Origin of the sequence: Paenibacillus ihbetae (assembly GCF_002741055.1) — a bacterium.
In the GTDB taxonomy this organism is placed as follows: domain Bacteria; phylum Bacillota; class Bacilli; order Paenibacillales; family Paenibacillaceae; genus Paenibacillus_AQ; species Paenibacillus_AQ ihbetae.
This window is the reverse complement of sequence record NZ_CP016809.1, coordinates 3,360,635-3,387,410: the sequence shown is the minus strand read 5'-3', so window position 1 is coordinate 3,387,410 and position 26,776 is coordinate 3,360,635. Positions and strand designations below refer to the sequence as shown.

At 48.3% G+C, this 26,776-nt stretch carries 17 protein-coding genes and 3 riboswitches; of the genes, 4 read left to right on the top strand and 13 right to left on the bottom strand.

Annotated features, from left to right (window positions below):
- Positions 1-46: 46 nt before the first annotated feature.
- A riboswitch (cyclic di-GMP riboswitch) is annotated at positions 47-134 on the bottom strand.
- Between the two features lie 412 nt (positions 135-546).
- From BBD41_RS15070 to BBD41_RS15045, 6 genes are all read right to left on the bottom strand, one after another.
- A complete protein-coding gene (locus BBD41_RS15070; RefSeq protein WP_157929303.1) occupies positions 547-4,140 on the bottom strand; it encodes an isopeptide-forming domain-containing fimbrial protein in 3,594 nt (1,197 codons plus the stop codon).
- Positions 4,141-4,429: 289 nt separating this feature from the next.
- A riboswitch (cyclic di-GMP riboswitch) is annotated at positions 4,430-4,532 on the bottom strand.
- 257 nt (positions 4,533-4,789) lie between these two features.
- On the bottom strand, positions 4,790-8,920 hold the full coding sequence (locus BBD41_RS15065; RefSeq protein ID WP_099478045.1) for a DUF8202 domain-containing protein: 4,131 nt from the start codon (positions 8,918-8,920) through the stop codon (positions 4,790-4,792).
- A gap of 195 nt (positions 8,921-9,115) precedes the next feature.
- Positions 9,116-9,215, bottom strand: a riboswitch (cyclic di-GMP riboswitch).
- Between the two features lie 448 nt (positions 9,216-9,663).
- A complete protein-coding gene (locus BBD41_RS15060; protein ID WP_099478044.1) occupies positions 9,664-10,194 on the bottom strand; it encodes a DinB family protein in 531 nt (176 codons plus the stop codon).
- Positions 10,195-10,231: 37 nt separating this feature from the next.
- The gene (locus tag BBD41_RS15055; protein WP_099478043.1) at positions 10,232-11,191 is read right to left on the bottom strand and encodes a VanZ family protein; all 960 of its coding nucleotides are present in this window, start codon (positions 11,189-11,191) and stop codon (positions 10,232-10,234) included.
- Between the two features lie 192 nt (positions 11,192-11,383).
- Positions 11,384-11,899: a hypothetical protein gene (locus BBD41_RS15050; RefSeq protein WP_099478042.1), complete on the bottom strand. Its 516-nt coding sequence runs from the start codon at positions 11,897-11,899 to the stop codon at positions 11,384-11,386.
- Positions 11,900-12,137: 238 nt separating this feature from the next.
- The gene (locus tag BBD41_RS15045) at positions 12,138-12,629 is read right to left on the bottom strand and encodes a CarD family transcriptional regulator (protein WP_077568819.1); all 492 of its coding nucleotides are present in this window, start codon (positions 12,627-12,629) and stop codon (positions 12,138-12,140) included.
- A gap of 131 nt (positions 12,630-12,760) precedes the next feature.
- Here BBD41_RS15045 and BBD41_RS15040 point away from each other — a divergent pair, with 131 nt between their 5' ends.
- On the top strand, positions 12,761-13,201 hold the full coding sequence (locus BBD41_RS15040) for a MarR family winged helix-turn-helix transcriptional regulator (protein ID WP_099478041.1): 441 nt from the start codon (positions 12,761-12,763) through the stop codon (positions 13,199-13,201).
- 166 nt (positions 13,202-13,367) lie between these two features.
- Here BBD41_RS15040 and BBD41_RS15035 read toward each other — a convergent pair whose 3' ends face one another.
- The 6 genes from BBD41_RS15035 to BBD41_RS15010 all read right to left on the bottom strand — a co-directional run bounded on the left by BBD41_RS15035 (position 13,368) and on the right by BBD41_RS15010 (position 23,414).
- Entirely contained in the window at positions 13,368-16,148 is a 2,781-nt protein-coding gene (locus BBD41_RS15035; RefSeq protein WP_099478040.1) for an endo-beta-N-acetylglucosaminidase, read from the bottom strand.
- A 122-nt stretch (positions 16,149-16,270) separates the two neighbouring features.
- Positions 16,271-17,794, bottom strand: coding sequence for an ABC transporter substrate-binding protein (locus BBD41_RS15030; protein WP_099478039.1), 1,524 nt, complete (start codon positions 17,792-17,794; stop codon positions 16,271-16,273).
- 115 nt (positions 17,795-17,909) lie between these two features.
- A complete protein-coding gene (locus BBD41_RS15025) occupies positions 17,910-18,857 on the bottom strand; it encodes a carbohydrate ABC transporter permease (RefSeq protein ID WP_099478038.1) in 948 nt (315 codons plus the stop codon).
- Positions 18,858-18,878: 21 nt separating this feature from the next.
- Entirely contained in the window at positions 18,879-19,808 is a 930-nt protein-coding gene (locus BBD41_RS15020; RefSeq protein WP_077568825.1) for an ABC transporter permease, read from the bottom strand.
- Positions 19,809-20,079: 271 nt separating this feature from the next.
- Positions 20,080-21,630: a response regulator transcription factor gene (locus tag BBD41_RS15015; RefSeq protein WP_099478037.1), complete on the bottom strand. Its 1,551-nt coding sequence runs from the start codon at positions 21,628-21,630 to the stop codon at positions 20,080-20,082.
- Positions 21,627-23,414, bottom strand: coding sequence for a sensor histidine kinase (locus BBD41_RS15010; protein ID WP_237086802.1), 1,788 nt, complete (start codon positions 23,412-23,414; stop codon positions 21,627-21,629). Before BBD41_RS15010 ends, BBD41_RS15015 begins: the two co-directional genes overlap by 4 nt.
- Before the next feature lie 229 nt (positions 23,415-23,643).
- Between BBD41_RS15010 and BBD41_RS15005 the strand changes: the two genes are divergently transcribed.
- Entirely contained in the window at positions 23,644-24,036 is a 393-nt protein-coding gene (locus tag BBD41_RS15005) for a hypothetical protein (protein ID WP_099478035.1), read from the top strand.
- 125 nt (positions 24,037-24,161) lie between these two features.
- Here BBD41_RS15005 and BBD41_RS15000 read toward each other — a convergent pair whose 3' ends face one another.
- Positions 24,162-24,755, bottom strand: coding sequence for a uracil-DNA glycosylase (locus BBD41_RS15000; protein ID WP_099478034.1), 594 nt, complete (start codon positions 24,753-24,755; stop codon positions 24,162-24,164).
- A 327-nt stretch (positions 24,756-25,082) separates the two neighbouring features.
- Here BBD41_RS15000 and BBD41_RS14995 point away from each other — a divergent pair, with 327 nt between their 5' ends.
- Together BBD41_RS14995 and BBD41_RS14990 are read left to right on the top strand one after the other, a co-directional pair.
- Positions 25,083-26,000 (top strand): ATP-binding cassette domain-containing protein, encoded by a 918-nt coding sequence (locus BBD41_RS14995; RefSeq protein ID WP_099478033.1) that lies wholly within the window; start codon positions 25,083-25,085, stop codon positions 25,998-26,000.
- Positions 25,993-26,772: an ABC transporter permease gene (locus BBD41_RS14990; protein WP_099478032.1), complete on the top strand. Its 780-nt coding sequence runs from the start codon at positions 25,993-25,995 to the stop codon at positions 26,770-26,772. The genes BBD41_RS14995 and BBD41_RS14990 overlap by 8 nt, the downstream gene beginning before the upstream one ends.
- Positions 26,773-26,776 lie beyond the last annotated feature (4 nt).

The following is a 26,776-nucleotide window of genomic DNA, read 5'->3' as shown; positions in this document are numbered from 1 at the left end:
TGTCTAATAGCGAACAGAACGCCAATAGACGGAGGTTTCCATCGTATTCGGCAGCTGGCTGGCATAGGTCAATAGAACCTTTAGCCCCTTTAGCTTTGCGTCCCCGCTTTTCAACAGGTTTGCTCTTATCGTACGAGCTCTATATGTAAAACTTGGTAACAAAACTACTTAAATTTTGAGTCTTATTTCATAAAAGCACAAGGTGCTCAAGTCTTAAGTTTGTTGAATTTTATCAGATTATGTCTAATTTAGTGCTTTGGTAGTTTCTTTTGACATTATATTTGACATTTCTGAATATATTCTGAATAAAACGATTATAGATAGAGCCTTCTGAAAGAAATGCCTCTAATTTGGAATCTCTAGAAAACTCATCAAACCCTTAAAGCTTTGTACCTATAGGTATTATGATTTGGGTTCTATTAGCTGTATAAGTCGCCAATACTCCAAATATATTAATGAAAAGGGACCGAATCACTCCGGTCCCTTTCGTGTACCTAGAAAGCAGCAACCGCTTTGTCCATTTTTTAATGCTGCTTCCTTGCAAAGTTATGCCTTTCTTCTTCTGACCAGGAACAGGCCTGCCAACAGAAGGATGAATCCAGCCAACATATAGCTGTACATATTGGTAGCCGTATTTGGCAGCTTGTTGCCATTACGGTCTCCGGACTCTGCGTTCCAGGAGTCCTTCGAAGAAGCAGATTGACTGGATTGTCCAGTTCCATCCGATTCACCAGCTGTGACTGTGTCATCCGAACTACCGGTGCCATTGGATCCTCCGGAATGGCTGGAGTCTGGAGATGTGGAATCCGAATCTCCTCCGCCCGGATTGTTCGGATGATCGGTAGAGGATCCATCATTCGGATCCCCCGGGATCCCCGGATTACTTCCGCTTCCGCCACCAATGATGATGTCTTCGTACGGATGATCCGGTATCACCAGGTTATCCCCGGTTACTTCACCTACGTTGCGGATCGTCTGGCCGGCTTGCCCTGCTGCCACTTCGGCACGGAACACGATCGTATGCCATGCCGTATCCGTAATGTTGCCGAACTGTCCGCTGACAATGCCATCCACGTACGAGCCCTGATCGGTATCCTGCGCATCCGTTACCGATTGGCCGTCCACCTTCAAGCTGCCTGTTACGTACTTCAGTTCACTCGGCAGCTCATCCGAGACCTCAAGATTCTTCACAGCATTCGGGGTGGTGTTGCGCGTACGGATCGTATACTCGATTACGTCCCCAACTTGAATCGTACCGCCGTTCAGATCCTTCACTTCTTTTCCGGATTCCATGACAGGTGCCGGATCGACCGAAGTCGGATCGTTAATCGTGATCTCCTCGCTTGGGCGGCTCGGAACATTCAGGTTACCTCCACTCACTTCACCCACATTCTTGATGACGTCCCCATGTTGGCCCTTGATAATCTTCGCTTGGAACACCAGCGTATACCAAGCCGTATCCGTTACGGTTCCGAAGCTTCCTTTAACCGTACCGTTTGTATATTCGCCTCGGTCGCCGTCGGCGCTATCCGTTACCGAGACACCGTTTACTTTCAATGTACCTGCTACATACTCCAGTTCTGCAGGCAGTTTGTCCGAAATCACCATGCTGGTTACCTGGCTGCCGGAAACCGTGTTGCGGGCACGGATCGTATACTCGATCGTATCCCCGACCTCGATGCTCCCACCATTCAGGTCCTTTGCAGCCTTTTCAGATTCAACGACCGGAGAGCGCGGCGTTACATCACCTGAACCGCCTCCACCGCCGTTACCCGGATCGACTGGCGGGGGAACTGGCGGATCTACCGGATCTACTGGAGGATCAGTTGGGTCCGTCGGATCTGTTGGGTCAGTTGGATCCGCCGGATCTGTTGGATCTGTTGGATCTACCGGGTCCGTTGGATCTACCGGATCCGTTGGATCTACTGGATCAGGATCGATTGGCGGTTCTGGTTCAACAACAATTTTCTCTGTTGGTGTGCCCGGTTGATCAATATTGTCACCTTCCACTAGAGCCGTGTTTTGGATCGTCTGACCGCCTTGTCCCGATTCAATAACGGCCTGGAACTGCAGCGTATGCCAATCCGTTCCCTTAACATTGCCAAATGAGCCGTATACTTCGCCCGTTACAGAATAACCGGCATCGTTATCGTTCTCATCGGTGACGGATACACCGTCCACCTTTAAGCTGTTCGGCACGTATTTCAAGCCTGCCGGCAACGTATCCGTAATCGTCAAATTCTCCAGATACGTATCGTTGACCACACCTCTTACACGAATTGTGTAGGTGAGGGTGTCTCCGACTTCATACGTCGCCTTGCTTACATTGTTCACGGCAAACTTCTCGGATTCAATCTGCGGATTTCTAGGGTAGACTTCCACTTCTGCTCGCGGTCTGTCCGGCGTAATGATATTGTCGCCTCCCACCGTGGCGATATTGATAATATCCTTCCCGGCTTGTCCAGGCTGTACGACCGCTTTGAATTGAAGCGTATGCTGATTCATGTCGGAGACGGTGCCAATTTCGCCGACAACCTGACCGGATGCATAATGGCCGCTGTCGTCCCCTTCAGCATCCGTTACCGACTGTCCATCTACAATTAGTGTACCCGACACATATTCGATTCCTTGCGGAATGGTGTCACTGATCGTTAGGTTTTTAATTTGGCTGTTGTCCACGGTGTTTCGAGTCTGAATCGTATACGTGAGGATATCTCCCACTTCCGGATGATTCAGATCCGTGTTACCAGTTGCCTTTTGCTCGATAGAAGCAGTCTTTTGAGACTCAAGCACAGGCGTTTTAAACTTAAACTTCGCATTAGCTTCATTGCTGCTTTTTGGTACATTATCAATCGTCGTTATCGCTTTATTGGAAACTAAAATATTGCCATCTTGATCCATATATTTGTCATAATCACTTGTTAAATCCAATGCGCCCTTAATTGTAATCGTATATTGTTGATTATAAAAATTGGCGTTGGAAAGCGCAGCATCTTTTGCTTTGATCGATAGTTGATGATCGATAACGGATACGTCAAATAGACTGGATACATCAACCCCGATGGTATTTTTGATTTCAATGTCTTTCTCTTCGACGATTAGTACCTCATTCAAAGCATCCGTGATCTCAAATGACTTGTAGTAATTGATTGGATCTGCATAAGGAACGGACTGGACGATTTGGTAAATAGGCTCCCGAGAATCCGGGTACTCGTTTTGACCTATCTTTTTATCTGCTACTGAATACCCGAACTTTACAGGTGCAGGAGGCTCAATTCCAGTTAAGCTGAATTGATCAATTCTAGTCCCATGAGTTTGTCGGACATTTGATGCACCAGCATAAGTCTCCGTAAAGGTGATGGTAGATGTTTCCTCAAAGACAAGAGTCATCATGGTATCTGGTGTGCCAGTTCCTCCTGGAGCTGTACCCTTCACGAACAAAGGCTCTCCATTAGTAATCCCATTATCATAAAGGATCGTTGATCCACTAATAGCAAATATGTCCTTTATCGGTAAATCAAACAACATTGTTTTTGCTGCGTTTATGGCACTAAAAGAGATATATCCTTTTACCTCAACTGGTTGCCCAGTTTCATGAGATATAAAAGTCGCCTTACGTGTAAAAGCAGTTTGCGACGACGCTGATGAATTTCTGGATGCACCAGACACATCAAAAGCACTGTTAAGCACATCTGTACTCTCGGACGTAGTTTCAACCACCATGTCTATTTTCTGATTGTTGTAAATTCCGACATTCGTAAAACTGAGGGTTGCTGATGGTGAACGTCCCCCAGATGTATCTTCAAAAAAATTAGCTGAACTTTGCGTTTTCCAACTATCACACGTAGATTGAGGAACTTTACTGCACATTTCTTCTACCGTTATTAATCTAGTATTCGGTCCTGGTGTAACAGACACTTCCGTTTCGTCTGTAAGCCTTGGTGTAAACGAATAGTCCGCATCAATATATTTTCCTTCACCTACACCCCCTAACATGGTTGCCTTTGGATGCTGATCAATGGGCGTACTTGGCAGGGTTGCAGCTTGTACTGGTGAGATTCCGCTAAATACAATGAGCATTGCCATTAAGCATATTAGACTGTTATGTAAACTCTTTTTTACTTTTGATTTCAGCTTCAAGTTTTGTCACCTCTTTTTGATATGGTATTCTGGGAAGTTTTTGGGTCAATTCTTGAACAGTTTTTAATTCACGGGTTTCCCCCAGATCGAGTATTCACCTCCCACTCTAAGATGGTGTTTCCTACTTCCCATCGGGAACCAGCCTAGTTCGGGTAATCAATCAATCATCGCCGGACCCGAGTCATCTCATCTATAGACAAGGTTTAATCCCTCGACTAACAATAGCTAAAATTTTAATATCTTAAAAAATAAAAAACCCCATCCAAAATAGACGGAGTTGTCCGTCGTATTCGGCAGCTGGCTGGCAGTAGCATTTGCATCGTTCTGATGCAAATCCGTTAGCCCCTTTAGCTTTGCGTCCCCATTTTTCAATGGGTTTGCCATGTTCGTACGAGCTTATATGTAACTGAGAAATTTAACCATTGATTTAAAAGTATATTATAAAGGTATGATAAGTTAGGTTCTTTGGTCTTATTTTCGTAGTTATTTCTCTCTATTTGTCGATTTTTGGGAAGATACAACTCCCTACCTTCCTCTACACTTGTAAACAAAATGCTGCCGATCCCGTCGAAAGCGCCACGGGAGCAAAAATATGAAAAATCAACCATTGATGACATCAAAGTCATCAATGGTTGATTGCGGTGCTTTATTACTTATCGATTAGGTTCGTCACTTTCAGCATTCTTGCGATCAATGCGGTTACTTCCGCGCGTGTCATTTGCGCTTTTGGACTCAGATGATCAGGTCCGTTGCCTTGGATAATTCCCGCTGCGATCAGCTGGGCGACATCTCCTTTAGCCCATGAAGCGACTTTATCTCCATCCGCATATCGGGCCAGCGTGGAAGCGATTTCCTCCTGACTCGGCACGTTTTCGGATTGAATCAAGCGGTACGCACGGGCAATCATCGCAAATCCTTGCTCTCTTGTAATTTGCTGACTACCCTTGAAATTGCCGTCCGTATAACCCCGAACGATATCAAATTCGTCCGCGAGCGCAACGGCATTCCGATACCATGCCGTAGTCGGTACGTCTGGGTAGATGTTTTGCGGTGCGTCTTGACGCATTAAGCCCAGGCCCAACACGACAATTTCAGCAAATTCGGAGCGTGTCACATGCCGGTTCGGCGAGAACGTGTTGTCGCCATTGCCTTTCAGATCGAGTCTTGCGGCAATATTGTTCACGTCTGCTCTGCCCCAGTGATACTGCACATCCTCGAAATCCTGCGGATTCCAGATCACTGAATAAGTACCACTGCTGCGCAGGTCATTGATGAGTGCGAAGTACCGGTTATTGACCTTTGTTACGACCGTCGGTACATGGTACACGCTGCCGTCCGGATTCACAATAACGCCTGTCGTGATTCGGTTCGGGTCAATGCCTTCCGGAAGCGCGATGTATTTCGGCGCATAGCCGTTCAGCTGTTCGGATCTTACTGTCTTGCCGTCATGCGTGAAGGTCATGTCAAGATCGACCGGATGAAGGAGATGCTCATAGCCTTTGGCTTCAGCCTGTTTGCGAGCGCTGTCTGCCAGCTCTTGCGAAGTGCGTTTGATCGTGATGTTCAGAGCAATATCTTGCAACTCAGCGCCATTCCATTGCTTCGCTATCTCACCTAAATCCAGCTGTTTGCTAGGAACCGGATAAATAGCCAGCAGCTCGTCCTCAATCGTCAGCGTCGAGCCCGTATCAGCCAGCTTCTTCACATCGGCAGCGGTCAGACCTTTCACCTCTACGTCCTTGCCGCCAGGGACCTGAATCTCCAGCTTCTGACCATTACCCTTGGACAAGATGTCGGACAACTTTCCTTTGTCGACCTCCACCACGATGATTTCGTGGTCCCCGTCTTTCTTGGTGCTTCCGGTAGCAAAAGAGCCATTTTCGCCGTTTACCGTGGTTTTAATATCGGTAGACTTGGACGGTCCTGGAACATCGGAAGGCTTGGACGGTTCCGGATTGGTCACTGGCGTTTCCCCGCCGTTATTACCTCCGCCGGAAGTGGCCGGTTTTAATAAATTAAATGCCTCTTCCAATGCTTTTTTCGCATCATTTATTTCTTGCTGCGTCGCGTCCGGCTTCTTCAATACATCTTCGGCCTTTTTCAATGCCTCTTCAAGGTTTCTCCAGCTGTCTGGCGTGTAGTTAGACTCCTTTAAGCTGCCATCGTTCTTCTTGCCTTGGATTTCGTCTACTTTCTGCTGAAGCTCGGACTTGTCCACCACGGCCGGCTTTTTAACCAAGCGATCCTGTGCTTCTTGCAACGCTTGCTGTGCAGCGTCGACCTCCTGCTGGGTTGCGTTCTTGTTTTCCAGCACGTCTTTGGCTGCCTGCAAAGCTTGCTGGAATTGTGCCCAGCTTTCTGGTGTGTAATCTTCCTCTTTCAATGTACCCGTGTTGATATCACCATCAACTTGATTAACCAGCTCTCGAAGCTCGGTCTTATCCGTCTTATAAATGATAACGGTGTAGGTGTTTTTCTTGCCCTGATAGTCTACGGTTACGGCAATCTCATTCGGGCCCGGCTGAAGCTGCAGGTCGTCCCATTGGTCAACCTTTTGACCGTGGAATGTAACCTCAACCTCGCTGTCCGGGTGCAATTCCTCAAATGCAAGCTTAGCGCTATAGACGCTCTCCGTTACAGCGGCTTGATAATTCAGATATTGATGGCCATCGAACGGAGGCTCTAACTGAATTTCTGCTCCGCCCTGTGCATCAAATACCTTCAATTCCAGCTTCTCAAGAATCGCGTCCTTCGTAACCAGATTTTCATACGCTTCTCTTAAGGCTTGATTTGCTTCATCAATTTCCTGCTGCGTAGCGTCCGGTTTGCTCAATACATCTTGAGCATTCTGCAGAGCATCCTTAAACGGTGTCAGACTCTCCGAAGTATAGTTATTTTCATCATAGCCGCCACTCGTCATGAAATTATCAATTTCATTGACCGTCGCTTCAAGCTCGGTTTTATCGGCCCGCAGTCCATCGCGCGCCTCATTCAAAGCTTGCAGAGCCTCATCGACTTCTTTTTGGGTAGCAGCCGGATTTTGCAGAACTTCCTCTGCGTGCGTCAACGCAGCTTGAAAGGCATCCCAGGAGTCCTTGGAGTAGTTCTCCTCAGCAAGATTTTCGGCCTCCAGCTCGTCCACTCTGTTCTGCAATGCCGATTTATCTGCAGTCAATCCATTACGCGCATCATCGAGCGCTTTCAGCGCATCATCGACTTCCTTCTGGGTAGCAGCCGGATTTTGCAATGCGGCTTCAGCTTCTTTCAGAGCTTGATCGAAAGCTGCCCAGCTTGCTGCCGAGTAGTTTTCCTCTTGCAAGTTTTCGGCTTGGATTTCATTCGCGCGTTGTTCCAGATCCCTTTTATCCACCTGAGTGACAAAAGTAAAGTAGCTTCCGTCAGCAAGCTGGCTGCTGTTCAAAGTTGCCTTGCCGGTCACTTTGTCCGCTGGGACCACGGTTACTGCTGCCTGCTCAAACGTCGGACTATTGCTCGTTAACAGGTAGATTCGATACTTCTCTTGATCTGCGCCGTCGACTTGCAAAGTAATCGGCGCATCGGTCCAATCGGCGCTTTTCTCGACTTTATACACTCGCGACATCATAGTTGCCGGAGATTGTGTCGTGTCATTCGCATGCTTTAATGCTTGAGGCAAATCCGTATCGTCAATTACATTCACGTAATCAGCTGGATTACCATTGTCACTAAATGTTAGAAAAGTCGTATCCGTAGCGATCGGATTCTTCTGCGCATTTTCCTTGTTGGAAGCTTCAAAATCACCAAGAGCTATGGCGACGTTCGCTCCCTCAACCTGGGACTTGGATTGGGTCTGCTCAAGCCCTCCGGCAACATCTTTTCCGATCCCTGTGATCCTATGCCCAAAACCGCTGTTGTCAGCTGCTGCCCACATTAATGTGCCGTTACTTGCAACATAGTCGGCAGGATCACCTGCTTCGGTTTTCAATGTAATGCCATATTTCAGCGCGAGATAACTGTTTACCTTTTCCCGCTCTTCCTCATTCAATTTGCGGTTAAACACAAGCACTTCTGCAATTTGTCCGCCATCAAAAGTTCTATTGTGGGCTGCGCCAATATAATGATAACCGGCTGTTCCACCCATATTTCTTGTCCAGTCCACGCTATTCGTTGGTTCCGCCTTTTCCAGATAACCATTAATGGAAAGAGCCCAGTCATTCCCCGCCCTGGCGTTAAGAATGTGAGGGACGGTAATCGTCTCTGCAGGTGTAAAGCTCTTCAATGCGGACGTTCCAAAATGCGTCGAAATATTATTTTGTTGATAAGCCGACGAGCTGGTTTCGTTCCCCCCAAATTCCCACGGGAAGCCGGTCGTACCATTGATTTGTACAGAGAATACTTCTCTTGCACCAGTGGCGGGAATAGCTAATTCAGAGTTTGTTTTAAATTGCATTTTCTTAGTTGCTGTAAAAGATACGGTTACCGGGTGATAGTTGATCATCGCCTTGCCGATATCCTCAAGTTTTAGAACCCTGTCCGTGTGATAAGGGACCCATACCCTGTTGGGATCGGCTAAATCCTGCAATTTGGTGATATAGGTTCCGTTATCTTCAAACCCGCTGTCCATCCCTTTCGTTAACTCGAACCAGGAGACCAAATCCTGGCTAACCCCGCCCGGACCGTTCGCAGCAGCATTTGCTGTCTGAGGAGCCAACGCAAGTGGAAAGCCGCCAGCTACGACCACGATTGAAAGCAAAATGGCTAACTGCCTTTTCCAGTAGTACTTACTGCCTTTGGCAAACATCTCTCTACCTCCTATTTACATTCATTAAATGTCATGCAGCATTCATCAAGATTCACCCGTTAGAGTGACTAACAGGTGGGTAAACCCGGCAATGTATAAAGAACTAAACATATATACCATCGATAAGCACCACCCCCGTTGCAAAAAAAAACCTCCGTCAAAGCGGTCAAACGCTGGACGGAGGCCTCCGCCGTATTCGGTAGCTGGCTGGCAGTAGAATTTGCGTATTGCAGCAAATCCGTTAGCCCCTATAGCTTTGCGTCCCCACTTTTCAATGGGTTTGCCATGATCGTACGACCTTGTATGTAATTGAGAAACATTAACTATTATACTAAAGGTATATTATTACAGCGGATTAAATTAGGTTCTACGGCCTTATTTTTGTAGTATATTATCACTATTTGTCGTATTTTGGTAAATCGCGACTTTTGGCACTAAAATCTATACATGACTGCTTATTATTAAGCTCCGAAGAAGCCTCGATGCAATGAGAATTTCTGCACAGCGGAGGAGTACAATTACCGCGTGCCTCTCCCAGCGCGCGGTGTAATGATGACTGCTGCACGATGATCAGCGACGCTCGGACGACAAGCCATGCAAATGGGCGATCTCCCTCACTTTTGAAATGCGAAAGGAAGCACTTAAAAGCCATCCCGCACAGGATGGCTTAAGTCAAACCAACGTCAAATCTTTCTTACAAATAGAATACATCCGCAGGTGCCGAATCTTTACGTGATATCCCTTTATTTTGAAAGCGAATGCTCTGCATACCATTTTCTTAGCAGATTAATATGTGCCTGATGATAACGGTTATGGTCAGCCATATGCCATAATCCCCAGCGGATGGTTGCTTGCTTTTCATTCTCATGACCAAAGGTGACCACCCGATCTAAATCAGCATCCTGCAATTGGGAACAGGTGTCTTTCAGGATGCTTAACACCTCTTCATACTCCGATATCAGCGTGTTGAGCGACTTGCCTATGATCATCGGCAGCCGGTTGTTCGCATCGATCATGGGGCCGTATTGTTCTTGTAACGAATAAGGAAGCGGCTCCCCTTTCATTCGATACACCCAATTCAAATCAACATACAGGATATGTCTCATTAATTGAGCGGTGCTGTTAAAGCTGCCATCGGGGCCCTTGTAATCGACTTCTTCCTGCGACATTCCCTTCGTAATCAACTGAAGTCGCTGGCTGTTCTCTTTCACCGCAGAATATAACATCCCAACGATCGGGGACATATTTGCCTCACCTTGCAAATCTTTAAGCATCAGGCTCTTCCTCCTGCAATAGTGGCTTCCCGGCCAATTATTTCTTTATTTCTGTAAGGATTGCATCCCACATTAATACATTTATATTCGGATTTTGGTCTTCATTCATTATCGAGATGGTAAGCTCCTGTGCTCCTTGAATGTCCATTTCGGAATAAGCAGGAACCTCTCGTTCCTTTCCATCTGCGATATAAGTGCTCCTGCTTGCTTCGACCCCATCTACGGTAATGATGACGGTGCTCTCGCCATGGAAAATATCGTCCGGAATGGCGCTGTAGCTGGAGAATGTCAGATACTTCCCATCCAATTGATAAGTGAATGTGCAGTTCCCTGAATTATTCCTGCTCAACACATTCATTTGAGGCTCCACTTCTTTACGGCCCGCTTCAAAACCGGTAAGGCCTGTCTCCCAAGCTACAGAACCACTCTTTAACGGGAGCTCGTGCAGCCCTATTTCCTTGCCTGCTTCGATTTTTGTTGCCTGTGCAAATAAATGATTCACTCCTTGAATCGTTACGGTAGTCCCAATGGAAAGGAGGATCGTTATGAAGACGATTTTACTCAGGCCCTTAACGGAATCTTTTGGAGGCCGCACTAATTGTTGTGCGAGAAATCCAATCGCTGCCCCCAATGTATTGATGAGCACATCATCAATATCAAAGCTTCCTAAATGCGTTACCATTTGAACCGTTTCAAGCAGCACAATAGAAACCAGAAATATACTGATGAACCGAAGAAAACGGCATGGAAATAGCTGCGGAACGAGAATTCCGTAGGGCAGAAAGGCTGCAAAGTTGGCAAAGTTAAAAAACCAAATTTTCAAGTTATGGCCGATCGGTAAATATAATGGAATTCCATCAGGTATGAGATTATATCGATACCCTCCGTCATGAATATCACTTGCTCTGTTAAACCCGATATATAAGAAATAGAGCATAAGAACCGTATAGGCTGTCAGCAAGATGATGGTAACGGTGCGGGCCCGTCCTTTAAGCATAAAAAAATTCCCTCTCCTCTATCCGGGGTAAGAAATCACATACCTAAAATAAATATTTTATCTATCTTAGACGGGGAGCAGGGAGGTGTCAATTCAAAGAATTTGGATGTGAACGCGGTTTGAACCCGCTCGGACGAAACCTTACGCATAGATACAACAGAAGGCCATCGACGAATCGACGGCCCCACTCTCTTACACTTGTACGCTCGCAGCTTTACTTGCTTGTCTTGAATGCAGAGCCTTCATCGCGTATCTTGCGATCGGCTGTGCGATCAACACTTCAATCCAGAACGCAATGCCAAAGTTTCGTGGCCAGGTATGGAGGAAATTTTTGAACGGATCCAGACTGATGTGTTTGGTACCCACCATGGGGCCAATAATAGAGAGCAGCAGCGATAACACCGTTACATTAAGTACGATGTTTAGTAATACTCTTGCATTGAACCCATCAGTCTGCCCTACGAATTTAGGCATCACCTTGCCAACAATCGGGCCAGCGATCAGCTTTACGCATAACACGACGATGACCCACATGATAGGAATCACTTTTAGACTATCCAGATAAACCGCTTTACTGAAGCCGCGCTCCAATCCAATAATGATCGGCGCGATCGTGTTGACCGAAATAATCGATATGATCAGTAAAAATAATATCCCCTCTTTGCCGTTTCTAGGCAGTCTTGTCTCTACGTGCTTCTGGTTTGCCATCTCCTATCATCAACCTTTCATCTAATGTGTCACCGTGTTATTTTAGCGATATAGGGGGGCTCCTCATAAGTGAACAGTTTGTGAATAATTATCTGAATGAAAATAGAGAATAAAACGCCCCAAACAAAAAAATCACCAACCTATAAGGAATTGGTGATTTTTATTGTAGTAATGAAGTTTGGATCGCATACATACAGTCTCTCTGCCCTCGCCTTGCTGAAATTCGGCCGTCCAGCGTTTACGCCAGCATGCCGTTTACCTTGCCCAATATCGATTCATAGGATGTATCCAAAGCGATTGCCATTTCCTGAAACAAGACATTCTGAGCCGATGCTAACATCACCTGATCTTGTTGGTTCAGCTTTTTGTTGTTGCTTTCAGCCTTTTGCTTTTGGCGCATTAAGGCATTGATAATGTTAGCGATTTCCTCCCGGTCGCCTGATCTAATTAGTTTGGAATAAGTCTGCAAACGCTCCGTATTTTTTTCAATCCATCCCGTTCCCGGCGATTTAAAGGATAGCATGACCTTCTCGGCTGCCTCCCGATCGATCAGGTCGATCATAAGCAGGCTGTCGTTGTCCACCGGCGTACTGATCTTTAATTTCACGTTGCTTACCGGATGCAGCTCATAATAACGTCGGGTTGTGCCCAAGACTTCTTTCTCGCTGATCCCATCAATTTGGCATATGCCATGGACTGAATAGATAACCAAATGACCCGTTTCAAACACGCTGTTGTCCTCCTCACGTTGTCAACTTGGTTGACTATGTATCTCTATTATACACTATCGTCAACTTAGTTGACGAAGAATCGTGAACTTTTGTATATTGGTGGAGGAATTGCTGAAAGGAATGGTGACCAATGCATGTAGAAGTGAAAACCCTGGATCTGATCGACCTGATAAGCGAACGTCATGTCCTTCTCCGCACCTTAAACGACCGCTTGTGGCATAAAAGCCATGACCTTCATATATCCAACTCCGAATGGTTTATTATGGCAAGAATTTATAAGAAACAAACGACGATATCCCATGTCGCCAAACAAGTGGATATCTCCCGTCAGGCTACCCATAAATTCATTAAAAATCTGGAAGCCAAAGGATTAGTCGAGATTAGCCAAGCGCAGCATAACAATAAAGACAAGTGCATCCGCCTCACGAAGTTCGGCGAAGAATGCTTTGAGCACAACGAAGCGATCAAAGCAAAGCTTGAGGCCAAAATCATCGCCTCGATCGGAGAAGAGCAAGCGGATCAGCTTAAGCGGATTTTAACGATGGATTGGGGTTTGGGGACGAGTGTTTAACCTTATCTAGCCCTTGGCTGAAGATCATCCGGTTAACCATAATGAATGGACAAGAATCGAGGGCAAGAGGAATGAAGCTTCAGCTCTTATTTCATGATCCCACTTGGCCGGCAGCTTAAAAAGGAGCGTTCCCCTCTTGAGGGAAACGCTCCAATGTTATTTCATATTATTTCAAGCCCAATACCTCAAAATCATAAATCCGTGCGGCCGTATCCCCGCCTTGGGTCGCCTTCTCGACTTGAAGACGAACGTACTGTGCGGAGGTAAGCTCGATGGCATGGCTGCTGACCGCTTTCGTATTGTCTTTGACTGAAACCGCATCCTTCCATTCCTTACCGTCCGAGCTTACCTGTATGGTGAATGCCCGCGTGTTGAATGCGGCCGGCTCGCCTCCCGCTTCCGCATGCTTGATCACGAATTCGCTGATCTTGTGCTCAGCTCCGAGATTCACCGTCAGAGAATGTGGCCCGTCTCCGACCGCACACCATTTCGTGGCGGCATTGCCGTCCACCGCAAATGCAGGTGCTTCCTTCTCATTCACGAAGCTGGATGCTGACGTTTGCTTGCCAAGGGCAAGATTGCCAACGCCATTCTCCGCTTCCCGTGTAACCGTAATGAGCTTCTTCTGAACGGAGTCCTCGCCAATGCTATTTTTAGCGGTTAGCGTCACTTCGAACGTTCCTTCTTCCGGATAGGTCACCTTAGGATTCTGCTCCGTGCTGGACGCCGGCTGTCCGCCCGGGAAGCTCCAGCTCCAGGACTCTGTTACTTCCGATGAAAGATCCGTAAACTGTACCGTTTCTCCCGGTGCGATCAGCGTCTTGTCCGCCTTGAAGGCTGCCGTCGGCTTCGGATATTCCGGCCAGTCAAAGCTTACGGACGCTGCTTTTCCTTGTTCATAATGGCGGTTCACCGGAATCACGACCATTTTGGTAGACTGCTCTTTTTGCAGACGCTTCATTTCAGGCACATAATAAACGGTGTTGCCCGTCATGCCCATCAACTCGTACTTGCCGTCCGGATGAACCCGGTACACCTGATAATACATTACGTCCTCCGCCTGTTTCGGTGCCTTCCAGGACAACCGCGCATCCCCATAGATTCCGTCGCGGAAGTCGTTCTCGATCACCTGCAGATCGGTCACCTGATGCGGCTTCTTCGCCTTATCATTCACCTGCGTAACGGCCAGTTTGCCGATATTGGCCTGATAATTGGCCATGTCCGCCGCGGATTCGAATTGAAGCGAAATTCCCGCAATCGTACGTCCTTTAAACTTGTTCAGTCTGACGCTTCCCTGCTTCCAATCCTGATCCGCGCCTGCCTGGGTCCACTTGGACGGCTCGAAGAACACATAGTCATCCGGCGCATCGGAGAAGGCCAACCCGATCTTCACCTTGGCGTCCTTCGCATTATCCGTATAAACAAGCGATACTTCCGTCGTTGCCTCGACCGGGATATCCGCCTTATACAGCTTGATATGGGTAGAAGAACCTTTGCTGACGGGACCTGCTACCTGAAGCGAGCTGCCTCCGTAGTAGGATTTGCTGAAATCAAATCCAGGCTTGAGGGCTTCGCCCTTGCCGTTGGTTTCCGTGATCCAGCGCCAGGTCGGCAAAATATCCTGTAGACTCCGGTTGCTCCAATCGCTGCTCCGCAGCACTTTGCCGTCCACCGCAAACATATGGCCGTTCCCCGTATTAAAATGGGTGACGAACTCGGAATCAGTAAGCACCGTTTTGGCAACGACATCATGGGCAATCCCTCTCCAGGCGAGCGGGTCGGTTCCTTCAGGCTGGGAGGTATTCGCCGGGTTCATGCGGGGCCCAGTCCAGAAAATCTGCTCCTTGTTCATATATTCCTCATGCGTCTCAGAGCTGTTGAACGCCCAATTCGGACGGTAGATGCCGAGGGAGGTAGTCGCTTTCTTGCCTTCCGGGAACACGACCGGCCAATTGAACCTGCTTTCGTAGCCGTTTGCCTCCACATCGATGCCGGCGTACAGATCATACGGACTGCGGCCAAGCTCGGCCGCCTTCGCCGGGGAGTTCAAGAACGGCGTGATATAATCGTATTTGCCGTTCTTCTCGTCCTTGAACTGCCAGCGGAAATCGATAAACATGTTGTCGGAAACGCGCTGATTTCCCTCCTGGAAGAACATCTTGTTCTGATCCGTCAAAGCCCCCTGCCACTTCACCGGCCCGTCCTTGATCATGGAATCATACCAGATCACTTCCATGCCCGGTGCCTTCTTCTGCTGAAGATACGTTAAAAATTCAGCCATCTTGGCGGCATCCTCAGGCGTTCCGCCCTGCGTTTCCTGATTGATGAACCAGCCGTCAAATCCGTAATACCCAGCAACCTCAATCAGTTTGTCTGCAACCGGGAAGGATCCGTCCTCCCGCTGCTGTAACAGATCATGCAGCCACTGGATTTTGCCTCCATGCTCGGTTTGCGGCAAGAAAACGGTTCCAAACACAGGCACGCCATTCTTGTGGGCTGCATCGATCACGTCGGCGCTTGGCGGAACGATCAAGCCTTCACCTGCCGAGCCGCCCCACATCACCAGCTTGTCAATATATTGCCAGTTACTGAACGTATACGTATGGAACTTCTCCGAGCCTTGGGAAGGAGCACCGCTTGTGCTTGGATACATGGAAGCAATCGATAGTACCTTCACTTCCTCCTTGGCATGGCTGTTGACCTTATGGCCCTGAACCCGCTTGGTCTCCAGCTTCACCGTTCCCCGGTTAAAAAGCGCATCCTTATCGGTTGACGGCGACCATTCCAGCAGCGTGTTCGGATACCAATAGGACGAATGAGGCTGCGCCGCTTCGGCTTCTCCAGCAAAACCCGTCAGGGATGCTGCCAGCACGGCTGTGCTCATCCATACGGTCATTCTTCGCTTCCACTGAGCTTTAGTAAAATAACCCGGTTTGATTTTTTTCACTCAAAAAACCTCCTATACGGATAATGATCATGCAGATATTCTAATATTTTACAGGAACGTGATGATAAATAGAGAGAAACGGCTATCATCAGCCGTTTCTACTCTTCAACTACTCTTATGCCTTACTTGTTCTGAGCTGCCTTCCACTCATCGAACTGCTTTTGAGCCTCAGCAATAACCTTGTCAATTCCAGCATCCTGGAACTTTTGTTTTGCTTTAGGCAAGTATTCGTCAGGATCGATGGAGCCGGTATACAATGCAGGGATGAATTCCTTCGCTACGTTCGTGACGGCTGCAACTTCTGTTTTGACCGGAGCCGTGTCGAAGTTAAAGCCGAACGTAGGAGCTACCAGAGCGGAGCTGTTAAATTTCTCGAATGCTTCCCACTTGTCTTCAGGCTCGCCTTCATGAAGGTACGTCAGGAACATATTGCCAAGCGCAAATCCAGGCATTGCATAGTTTTCCTGCATAGCAGGCATATCTTCGATGTATGGCCCTTCAAGCTTCTTGTAATGCGTTCCTTCCAAACCGTATTGAATCATATTGCGCAGTTTCTCATCCGTGTTCAGCAGGTTCAAGAACATCATCGCCCGCTCCGGATTTTTGGAGTACGAAGAAATCGCCATCATCGAACCCGCTGCGGAGCTGGTGTAAATCACCGGATCATGCATCGGTCTCGTCACAATGTCATATCCCGCGTTTCTGGACCAGCCGAGCTCTGCATATGGCTGCGTAATCTCGCGGTCCACGAGCCATTTGCCGGTTTTGATGTTATCAATGCCGTCCAGCGTCGCTACATCCTCGCGCACATAACCCGCTTTATAGTATTTGCGCATCGTGGCCAAAGCCGATTTCAGTTCAGGTGTATCCAGCAAATTCACAAATTTAAAGTCTTTGGTGTCCAGGTACATCCCGATCGGAATTTCATCACCAAGCGGGAAGTCAACCGGCAAGTACGGCTTAAAGCTTTTCGGTACGGCAAGCGGTGTAATATCCGCCGGCTCGTTCTCTTTAATCGTCTTCAGAAGCGGCTCCAGATCCTCAAGCGTTGTCACGTTGGAAATGTCCAGGTTGTACTTATCCAGATACTTCTTGTTGAAACGCCATACAAACTGCTGTGCCAGTTCCTTATTGGCCGGGATGCCATAGTTGACGCCATTGACCTTCGTTCCTTCCAGGAAACGGGGATCCAGCGCTTCCTTGATGCCTTGTCCATACTGATCAAGCAAGTCATTCAGCGGCTTGAAGGCACCCTTCGCCGCGTTTGGAAGATAATCAAATGCCCACGAGCTGGTGAAGGCGATGTCGTAATTCTCGCCGGAGCTGGTAATGACCTGCATCCGCTGGCTGTAATCGCCCCAGTCGATCATGTTGATCTCGATCGTAGCGTTGATTTTCTCCGTCAAGTATTTATTGATCTCCTCTTGAACCTTAGGAAGATCCTTCTGGTTAGGCCCGATCATGTACATTTTGAGCTTGACCGGATCCAGCTTGGATGCATCCACCGTGCCGTCGCTCTGAATGGCAGCCTCTTCCTTCGCGGGCTCGCCAGACTTAGCGCCTTCCTTGCCGCCGCAAGCCGATAAGACGACCGTGAGCAAAAGCACAAGAGCAAGGGACAGTATAGAAGCCTTTTTCTTAAACATGTGTTTTCCCCCTGTATCACTTAATGGTTAATGCTATATTGACACCGCTTACACACCTCGGACGTGAAAGCCGGATTACTCCGGCCGTGTGCGATGCGGGTACAACCTTATGAAATTAGCCTTTGACTGAGCCTACCGTCAGGCCCTGGACAAAATACCGCTGGAAGAACGGATACGCCATAACAATCGGCAGGGTCGCCAATACGACCATCGCCATTCTTACCGTCTCCGTCGGCAGGCTTGCTGCTGCATCGAAGGAACCGATATTCTGCGCATTCTGCGTCAGAAAGTCCATGTTCTTCTCGATCTTCATCAGCATGAACTGCAGCGGCGGTGTCGCTTGTGGATCGTTATAATACAGCAAGGCGTTAAACCAGTCGTTCCAGTACCCCAGCGAGCTGAACAAACCAATGGTTGCAATCCCCGGGAGCGAAACCGGCAGTACGATTCGGATAAAGGTCAGAAACTCGCCGGCGCCATCAATTTTGGCGGACTCGATAATTTCATCCGGAATCGTCGTTTGGAAGAAGGTCCTCATGACGATGATAGAGAACGCGCTCAAGGATAATGGAAAGATCAACGCCCAGATCGTGTTCTGCAGATGCAGGAACTGGGTCATCACGATATAACCAGGCACCATACCACCTGAGAACAGCATGGTGAAAAATGCAAGGAAGCTGAAGAAGCCTCTGAATTCAAAATTTCGACGGGACAATGCATAGGCATAAGTCGTAACCAATGCCAGACTCACCAGCGTCCCCAGCACCGTGATCAGAAGCGTTAAGCCGAATGAGGACAAAAGCTCGCTGCCCGTTTCGAAAATATATTCATACGCTGCGGTACTGAACTGACTTGGCAGCAGCCTGAAGCCTTCCGAAACCAGTGTCTGTTCGTCCGTCAGGGAAATAATAATAACAAATAGAAACGGAAAGATACAGGAAAACGAGAAGAGGCCGATCACGATATTGAAAATCGTATTCCACAATGGGGAGATGGCGTTGTAGTCTCTCTTCTTTGAACGCTTTGCCGGTTGATTCGCGGTTTGCGTAGATAGCTGCGTCATGAACGGTACACCTCCCTCGGATTAGAAGATTGCATGATCTTTTTCAATTCGTCGAACGATATAGTTGGCAACCAAAATCAGAACCAGTCCGACAAACGATTGGTACAAGCCCGCTGCCGTGCTCATGCCGATGTCTCCCATGTTCATCAGCCCGCGGTAGACGAAGGTATCGATGACGTTCGTAACCGGGTACAGCGCGCCCGAATCCTTCGGAAGCTGGTAGAACAATCCGAAATCGGAACGGAAGATGCCGCCGATCGCCAGTATGGTCAGGATGATCATGAGCGGCTTCAGCAGCGGAATCGTGATGTACCGCACCTGCTTCCACTTGCTGGCTCCGTCAATGACGGCCGCTTCATAATACGATTTGTCGATCCCTGTAATAGCCGCAAGATAGATAACGCTGTTGTAGCCTACGCCTTTCCAGATACCGACGAAAACGAGAATGAAGGGCCAATACTTCGCTTCCGAGTACCAGCTGATCGGCTCTCCCCCGAAATAAGTGATAATTTGATTGAGCGTCCCTTTGTCTACGCTAAGAAACGTGAACGCAAAATAACTGATGATAACCCACGACAAAAAATGCGGCAGAAACATGCCGGTCTGATATACCTTGGCCGTACGCTTGTTGACAAGCTCGCTTAGCATGATCGCAAAGCCCACTGCAATGACCAAGCCCAGAATGATAAAGGCCAGGTTGTACAGAATCGTATTCCTCGTAATGATATAGGCATCATTGGTTGTAAACAGATATTCGAAGTTTTTGAATCCTACCCATTCGCTGTTGAGCACGCTTGCAAAAAAACCGTCCGGGCTAATGCGGAAATCCTTAAAAGCGAGAACGGTACCGAACATAGGCAAGTAAGCAAAGATAAGAAACCATATGGTTCCGGGCAGGATCATCAGCAGCATAAACCGGTTGCGTATGACCTTTTTGATGAACCCCGACATGAGCACTCCTCCTCTTCCCTGTTAAATACAAGTGATGCGACTGCAGTAGAAGATCCCCATGATCTTTGTCGATGCGGCTATTTATCACTTGCCCTTAACTACTATCATTGTGCCAAGTAAGCGTTATCGCGCTCAAGTTGAAAAATACTAGAACGGGATGGACAAATTAAAGAATCCCTTATAAGTGCGTGTTCAAAAAGTCGGGTTTTAACAAAAAACAGGCCGCAGGGTTATCCGCCCTGGGCCTGTCGCAATTGGTTTCCCCGTCGATTTAGATCCGATACATGGATCTCATCTCGGTCGGAGATACGCCCGTATATTTTTTGAACTGTCTGTAAAAGTACGAGCTATCCGTATAACCTACGCTGAACGCAATATCCGCCGTCTTTTGATCGGTATGCAGCAGGAGCTGCGTGGCTTTCTCGATGCGGTATTGGTTCAAATAATCCGAGAAGCTGGCGCCGACCTCCTGCTGAAACAGCTGACCTAAATAATTCGGATGCATCTGCAGCCGCTGGCTCAGCGTCTTCAGGGAAAGCTCTTCCGGATAGTGATGCTGCACCTGCTCCACAAGAAACGAGACATGCGGGCTGTAGCCCTGCTCCGCTTCTTCCAGGCGCGCAAGACTGCGTTCGACGATGCACCATACATGATTTCGAAGCCCCTGGAGCGTATTAATCCGGTGCATTGGCGTAAATACCTCGCTGTAATCGGGGTTTTTCTCCATATCCTTCGCCGCGACCATCAGCTGGACTGCTGCATTCAAGCAGGTCTCCCGAGGGACCATCGGTTCCCTGTTGTCACCGCTCAGAACGGACTCGATATAAGCCCGAAGGGAGGGAATGTCTCCCTCGATCAGCAGCTTCGCGAACGTATCGGGACGAGCGGACGGCCCAGAAGCCTGAACGGCCTCCGGTTCGGCAGCCGGACTGTATAGGAGCATATCATCTCCGGCAATCAGGCAGGCGCTGAAGAGGTCCTTCGCCTTCCTGTAGCTCGCTTGAATATCTTTGAAATCATTGAAGCCTGCATTGCCTTCGGAGCACCAAATGCGCAAGCCCGTCAGCTCCCGCAGCCGGGCCATGGCATTTGTTATGCCCTCTCGCTCCGAGTCCCTCCGTTCATTCCTCGCGGCCGACATCACAACGATATCGTCATCCGCATCAGGGAAACAGATCACCTCGTGGTCTCCCCCAAGCACTTCCGAACAAGCACGGCTGCATTCGTCGGCTAGGCTGGTCAAGCGATAGAGCTGGGACACCGGGCGCTCATCGGATATGAGCCGCAGAACATACACCTGGTAAGACGCATAATTGAGCGGAATTCCGAGAAGTTCAGCTCTCTGCTTTAATTCCGAGCTCTTGATATCGCCGTTAACCCACCGCTGCAAAATATTGCTGCGCAGGATCCTCCAATCCTCCTCGGAGCGAAAGCGGCTCAATTCCTCGCGCTCCCAATCGCCGCGGATATGCTTAATCGTCGCTTCCAGCTCCTCGATGCTGATCGGCTTCAGAATATAATTCTGAATGCCGAGCGTGATCCCCACCTTCACATATTCAAATTCTTCGTACCCGCTCAGCACGATAAATTTGGTGCGTGGATGCATTTCTTTTACCTTCTTAATCAGTTCGAGCCCGTTCATTCTGGGCATCATAATGTCCGTGATCAGCAGATCCACAGGATCTTCCCTTAACCGTTCAAGCGCTTGCACCCCATCGTTGGCCGAACCTGACACATGCAGGTCGTAATTCTGCCAATCCACGATGGTGGCCAAGCCCTGGGCAATCAAAGGCTCGTCATCAACAAAAAATACCTTCCTCATGTCGTCTCCCCCTTGCGCAGCATCGGTATTTCCATACGGACCTCGGTTCCCTGTCCTTCCGTGCTGTTGATGGTCACTCCGTAATCACTCCCGTAGTTCAGCACGATTCGCTCGTGCACGTTCATCAGTCCGATCGAACGGTATCCCTTGTCGGGAGGCTGGAGAACCTTGTCCAGCGTGCTGCGGATTTGGGCCAGCTTTTCCTCCGGTATGCCCGTTCCGTTGTCGGATACGATGATGACAACCCGGTCCCCCGCCCGGCGGGCATGGACCGAAATTTTATTGTTGTCGTCCAGCGGACGGAATCCGTGAACGATATAATTCTCCACGATCGGCTGGACCAGCAGCTTGATGATGCTGGCATTTTGGATCTCCGGATCCACCTCGATTTCCGTCTCCAGCCGTCCTTCATAGCGAATGCGGAACAAGTCGAGGTAGACGGAACACATGTCCATTTCCTCTTCAACGGTAACCACGGTGCTTTTTTTTACCATGTTCTTGAACATCACCGACAAGCTGTATATCATTTGACCCACTTCCTTCGCGCCCACAAAGTATGCCTTCATGCGAATGGATTCGAGCGTATTGTACAGAAAATGGGGGTTAATCTGGGATTGCAGGGCAACGAGCTCCGCGTTTTTTTGCTTAATTTCTGAGGTGTACATTTTATCAATATATTGCTCCAAACGGTCACCCATATCGTTAAACCGGCGGGAAATCTGCTGGAGCTCATCTTCGCCGGACATCTGAATGCGCGTCGACAGATCGCCTTCGCCGATCCGGTTCATGGAACGGATAATCCGCTGCACTTTCTTGGAGAACCTGCGAATAATCGTAAACGTAATCGCAAAACTAGCCGCCATAAACAGAAGGGTGACCAGAATCAGTCCCGTTCTTAAACTCTCCGTGCTCTCTTTGATCAGGGATTGCGACACAATCCCCACCACCGACAAGCCCGCATTGCTGACATTCAATATGTTCACTTTGGAGGGTTCATCCAGCTGCACCCAATCCCCGGCTTTTTCCTGCTCCAAACGGTAGGGGTAGGTCTGCCCGTAATACTCATCCTCCGAATCGTAAATGACCGTTCCTTGGGCGTTCAACACCATAATCCGGCCTTTGACCGAAGCTCGGCTCTCCAGCCAGGATGAAATTTGCCGGGCGTCGAACTCCACATTCATCATCCCCACCCGATTCAGGGTCCAGGGGTCCTTCAGTTCTCTGGAATAGGAATACGATCTTGGACTGGAGCCTCCGGATGAACGCGAGGATTCATTTGGAGGCATGGTATCCCAGCTGTGCTGCTCCCGGCGGGCAAACCAGGTCTCCCACTTGTTCTTGGAACCGGCATCATTATTCAACTGCTGGTTGGTCCGACTGATATGCATGTAAAAATTGTTCGGATAGCTGTAGATCGAGACGCTTCTGGCGCTTGATTCCTGCTCCAGATAATTTCTTATCAAGGTATTGAAAGACCGTAATCGCTGCTCTCCTGCCCTGGTGTACAAATCCAACCGGTATTTCAGGTAACTCTCATATTCGTGGTTTAGAAAATAGATCAGCTCATCGCTTAGCGTGGCATCTCCGTAAATCTGCTGAAATATATTCTGTATGCCCTCATACTGCCGGCTCAAATAAATGTTCAGCACATGCGCGGATTTGAGATTCGCATCGGTCTGCTCACGGAGTATGCGCTGCTCCTGGTATTGATAAACCAGCGTTGCCGCAATCGCAAACAGCACGATCATGACGGTTGAATACAGCACGACGATCTTGTTGAACATCTTTCGCTTCAAATGATTTAAATAGAATTGGCGCAGTCTTCTGAAAATATGAAACACACCCTGTTCTATAATGGTCACTTCGGCACTCAGTGTACACCCTTTCCGAAAACCCGGCAATTGAATTTTGCATTCTATGCTCGCCTAGCCTAAACCCCGATCATGCAGCCGGACGTGCGTGAACATTCTCCTTTCGCGGCAGAGCGGATTGTGCAGGAAATGAGGAAGGGCGATGAGAAGTATGAACGGTGTTGGCGTTGACTCCTATCAACTTGGATGCGGACTTGAAGAAATAAAGGAAAAAATAAAAGACCTTGATTTTACTGAGGAAGAGTTAGACAATCACTTTACCCTATCAACAGACTCTATTAAGTTTTGGATTGATAAAGATCAAAGTAACGTAACCCAAATATCGGTGTTTGGTGAGTATACGGGAAAATTCCTTAAAAAAATCGGTATAGGAGGTACACTCTCTGACCTAAATGATTTAGGTATTAAGTGGGTTAAAGAAGACTATGTGTACAAACTACCTGAATATCCTGGAGTATGTTTTGAATTAGAGGATATTGATGATTGGAACGAAATAGAGGCACCCATACAGTTCATTTCAATCTATTGCGAATAGTTACTACTTACCTTGAGGAATAGATTCCTCAAGGTTTTTCTTTTCCGTTGTCAGTGAGAGAACTGATCAAAAGTGATGAAATTGAAGCGATTTTCCCTTCCCCTTTTCATATAAGCCAAGATGATCTACGTCCCTCCCCGCTCCTCCCACTTCTCCCTCAAACCTTTCAAATCCTCGACAAAAAACCTTAGCAAATTGGGTCTTCTTCTTACTGCCAGCGGGTGATAGGTAAAGCCGATCGGGATCCCCTGGAACTCATGCCAGCTACCCCGCAGCTCCTTGACGGAAGCTTGCTCCTTCTGCGGGAATAATCCCCCGACCACGACATTGCCAAATCCAAATAGGACAAGCGGCTGCTTCTGAAGGAGCTGCGCCTGCAGATGCGGCAGGCATGCTGCACGGGTGGCAGGCTTATCGTAAGCGCGGGTTGGCCGGCGTTTCAGCAAATAGGTGACGTACACCGAGCGGATATCGATCCCCGCTTCCCTCATGCCGAGTTGGAGGGTCTCCCGGGTCCCGCACAAGAACGGATTGCCTTCCCGGTCCTCCCTGGCTCCCGGGTTATCCAGAATTAACATCAACGAGCTCTGCGGATTCCCTTCCCCCCAGATGATTCGATTCGGCTGTTTGCACAATTCGAAGCGTTCACAATGCTGCATATCCTCGGGCGCTTGCTCTTCTGGCAAGATGACACAGGAATGATCCATTTCCTTAGACATGCAATTCCTTCCTTTCCGTTAAACAAGCACTGGTTCCATTATGCCCACCTAAAGTTAAAACTTGTCCTCGCGTACGATACGTCTAAACCGTATATTATTTTGAGTCATACCACCATGCATTGCATAATTCCATTCGCCGTAGGTTGATCCAGTTATGGCCTCTGTACAACGTGCGTACGGATCCTAGGCAGGCATTGCATGTACCCATACCGCCGGTACGGGCAAAGTCAGGCTCATTCTTTACACTTTCTTTATACTTTTCTGGTCCAAATATTTAAACCTGCCGCTTATCCTATACTCATCAACACCCGAAAGGATGGATTACGGATGTCCGATACGATTCTGAAAGCAACGAACATTTCCAAAATATACGGCAAACACAAGGCACTCGATAAAGTATCGATCGAGATTAAGCGCGGGATGATTTACGGCTTGATCGGGGAGAATGGCGCGGGAAAATCGACATTTATGCGCATCATCATGGGGTTAATCTCCATCGACGAGGGCGATATCGAACTGTTCGGGCAGACGGGGATGCAGGGCTTGCAGCGTGCACGAAGAAAGATGGGCCAATCCATTGAAACGCCGGCTCTGTATCCGGAATTAACGGCCCGGGAGAACCTGCAAGTCCAAGCGGCAAACGGCGGTGTTAGCGAACGGGAGATTGACGATTTGCTCCGCTTAATGAACCTGGGGAATACCGGCAAGAAGAAAGCCAAGAACTTCTCATTAGGCATGCGCCAACGTCTGGCGATTGCCTCTACCCTGATTACGAACCCTGAGTTCCTAATCCTGGACGAGCCGACGAACGGTCTGGATCCGTCAGGCATTGTTGAAATGCGTGAAATCATTCAGCGGTTGGTGACCGAACGCGGAATGACCGTCTTGCTATCGAGCCATTTGCTGGATGAGCTTTCACAGGTCGCTACGCATTACGGGATTTTGCATAACGGCAGGCTCATTAGCGAACTCTCGCAGGAGGAGCTGGCAAACGAAACCCGTCAGTACATTGAATTAGAAACAACGGAGGTTCATGCCGCCGTTATCGTGCTGGACGAATTCGGGATCCGGGACTATGAGGTCATTAACGGAACGGAAATTAACATCTACGAACGCCTGGATGACGTGGCCGCCATTAACCGTTCATTGGTGCTGGCTAACGTGGACGTTTTGCGAATCGGCACAACCAGACAGAAGCTCGAGGATTATTTCTTACAATTAACAGGAGGTACCTCCCATGCTTAATCTTTTAACTGCCGAAAGAATCAAGCTGCGCCGAAGCAAGAAGCTGTGGATTGTCCTAGCCATTTTATCGTTGCTTCCGATCTTCCAGGTCGCTAACAGCCTAATGGCCGTCCATTATGGGAACGAGCTCGTCCAGCCCGTCGATACCGTCGTCAATGGAGCGACAGGTATTCTGATGATGGAGAAGAATGGATTGACGATTTTACTCGTCATCGGTGCTTTTATCAGTTTCTTTATTGGGGAAGAATTTCAGAATGGGACGATTCGAAATGCGCTGTCATTAGGCCGCAGCCGCACGCATTATTATTTGTCCAAATTTGTGGTTGCCGGACTCCTCACCCTCGCTGGTGTTATCATTTTGACCGCGCTTGGCATGATCAGCTTCTCCATCGCGTTTGGTTTCGGCGAAGTTGCCGGGATTAACGATTACTTTAGCTATGCGATCAAAGCGTTTATTACGCTGTACTTCTTAATGTTGTCAAACGTATCAATCTACATGATGATTGGCTTCCTCACCAAAAATAGCGGCATCTCGCTGATTTGGACTTTTATTTATACGATTGCGACTGGCTTTGGCGCTCCCGTCTTTCTGCAAACCGAGCACTTCAAGCAGCTCACCTACTGGTTTTCGTTATCCTTCGTGTTCTATTCCGATTTCGCCAAACCGGCGGATATCGGTAAGTTCCCCGAGATGATATTGGTCAGTCTCATTACAATCGTGGTATCATCAGCTATAGGAATCCTTCGGTTTGCACGAACCGACATAAAGTAGGTTG

What these genes read in the sequence shown, in the direction of transcription:
- BBD41_RS15065 (WP_099478045.1), bottom strand. Translation starts at nt 8,920, where the DNA reads ATGTTTGCCAAAGGCAGTAAGTACTACTGGAAAAGGCAGTTAGCCATT.
- BBD41_RS15060 (WP_099478044.1), bottom strand. Translation starts at nt 10,194, where the DNA reads ATGCTTAAAGATTTGCAAGGTGAGGCAAATATGTCCCCGATCGTTGGG.
- BBD41_RS15055 (WP_099478043.1), bottom strand. Translation starts at nt 11,191, where the DNA reads ATGCTTAAAGGACGGGCCCGCACCGTTACCATCATCTTGCTGACAGCC.
- BBD41_RS15050 (WP_099478042.1), bottom strand. Translation starts at nt 11,899, where the DNA reads ATGGCAAACCAGAAGCACGTAGAGACAAGACTGCCTAGAAACGGCAAA.
- BBD41_RS15040 (WP_099478041.1), top strand. Translation starts at nt 12,761, where the DNA reads ATGCATGTAGAAGTGAAAACCCTGGATCTGATCGACCTGATAAGCGAA.
- BBD41_RS15030 (WP_099478039.1), bottom strand. Translation starts at nt 17,794, where the DNA reads ATGTTTAAGAAAAAGGCTTCTATACTGTCCCTTGCTCTTGTGCTTTTG.
- BBD41_RS15025 (WP_099478038.1), bottom strand. Translation starts at nt 18,857, where the DNA reads ATGACGCAGCTATCTACGCAAACCGCGAATCAACCGGCAAAGCGTTCA.
- BBD41_RS15020 (WP_077568825.1), bottom strand. Translation starts at nt 19,808, where the DNA reads ATGTCGGGGTTCATCAAAAAGGTCATACGCAACCGGTTTATGCTGCTG.
- BBD41_RS15015 (WP_099478037.1), bottom strand. Translation starts at nt 21,630, where the DNA reads ATGAGGAAGGTATTTTTTGTTGATGACGAGCCTTTGATTGCCCAGGGC.
- BBD41_RS15010 (WP_237086802.1), bottom strand. Translation starts at nt 23,414, where the DNA reads ATGTTCAACAAGATCGTCGTGCTGTATTCAACCGTCATGATCGTGCTG.
- BBD41_RS15005 (WP_099478035.1), top strand. Translation starts at nt 23,644, where the DNA reads ATGAGAAGTATGAACGGTGTTGGCGTTGACTCCTATCAACTTGGATGC.
- BBD41_RS15000 (WP_099478034.1), bottom strand. Translation starts at nt 24,755, where the DNA reads ATGTCTAAGGAAATGGATCATTCCTGTGTCATCTTGCCAGAAGAGCAA.
- BBD41_RS14995 (WP_099478033.1), top strand. Translation starts at nt 25,083, where the DNA reads ATGTCCGATACGATTCTGAAAGCAACGAACATTTCCAAAATATACGGC.
- BBD41_RS14990 (WP_099478032.1), top strand. Translation starts at nt 25,993, where the DNA reads ATGCTTAATCTTTTAACTGCCGAAAGAATCAAGCTGCGCCGAAGCAAG.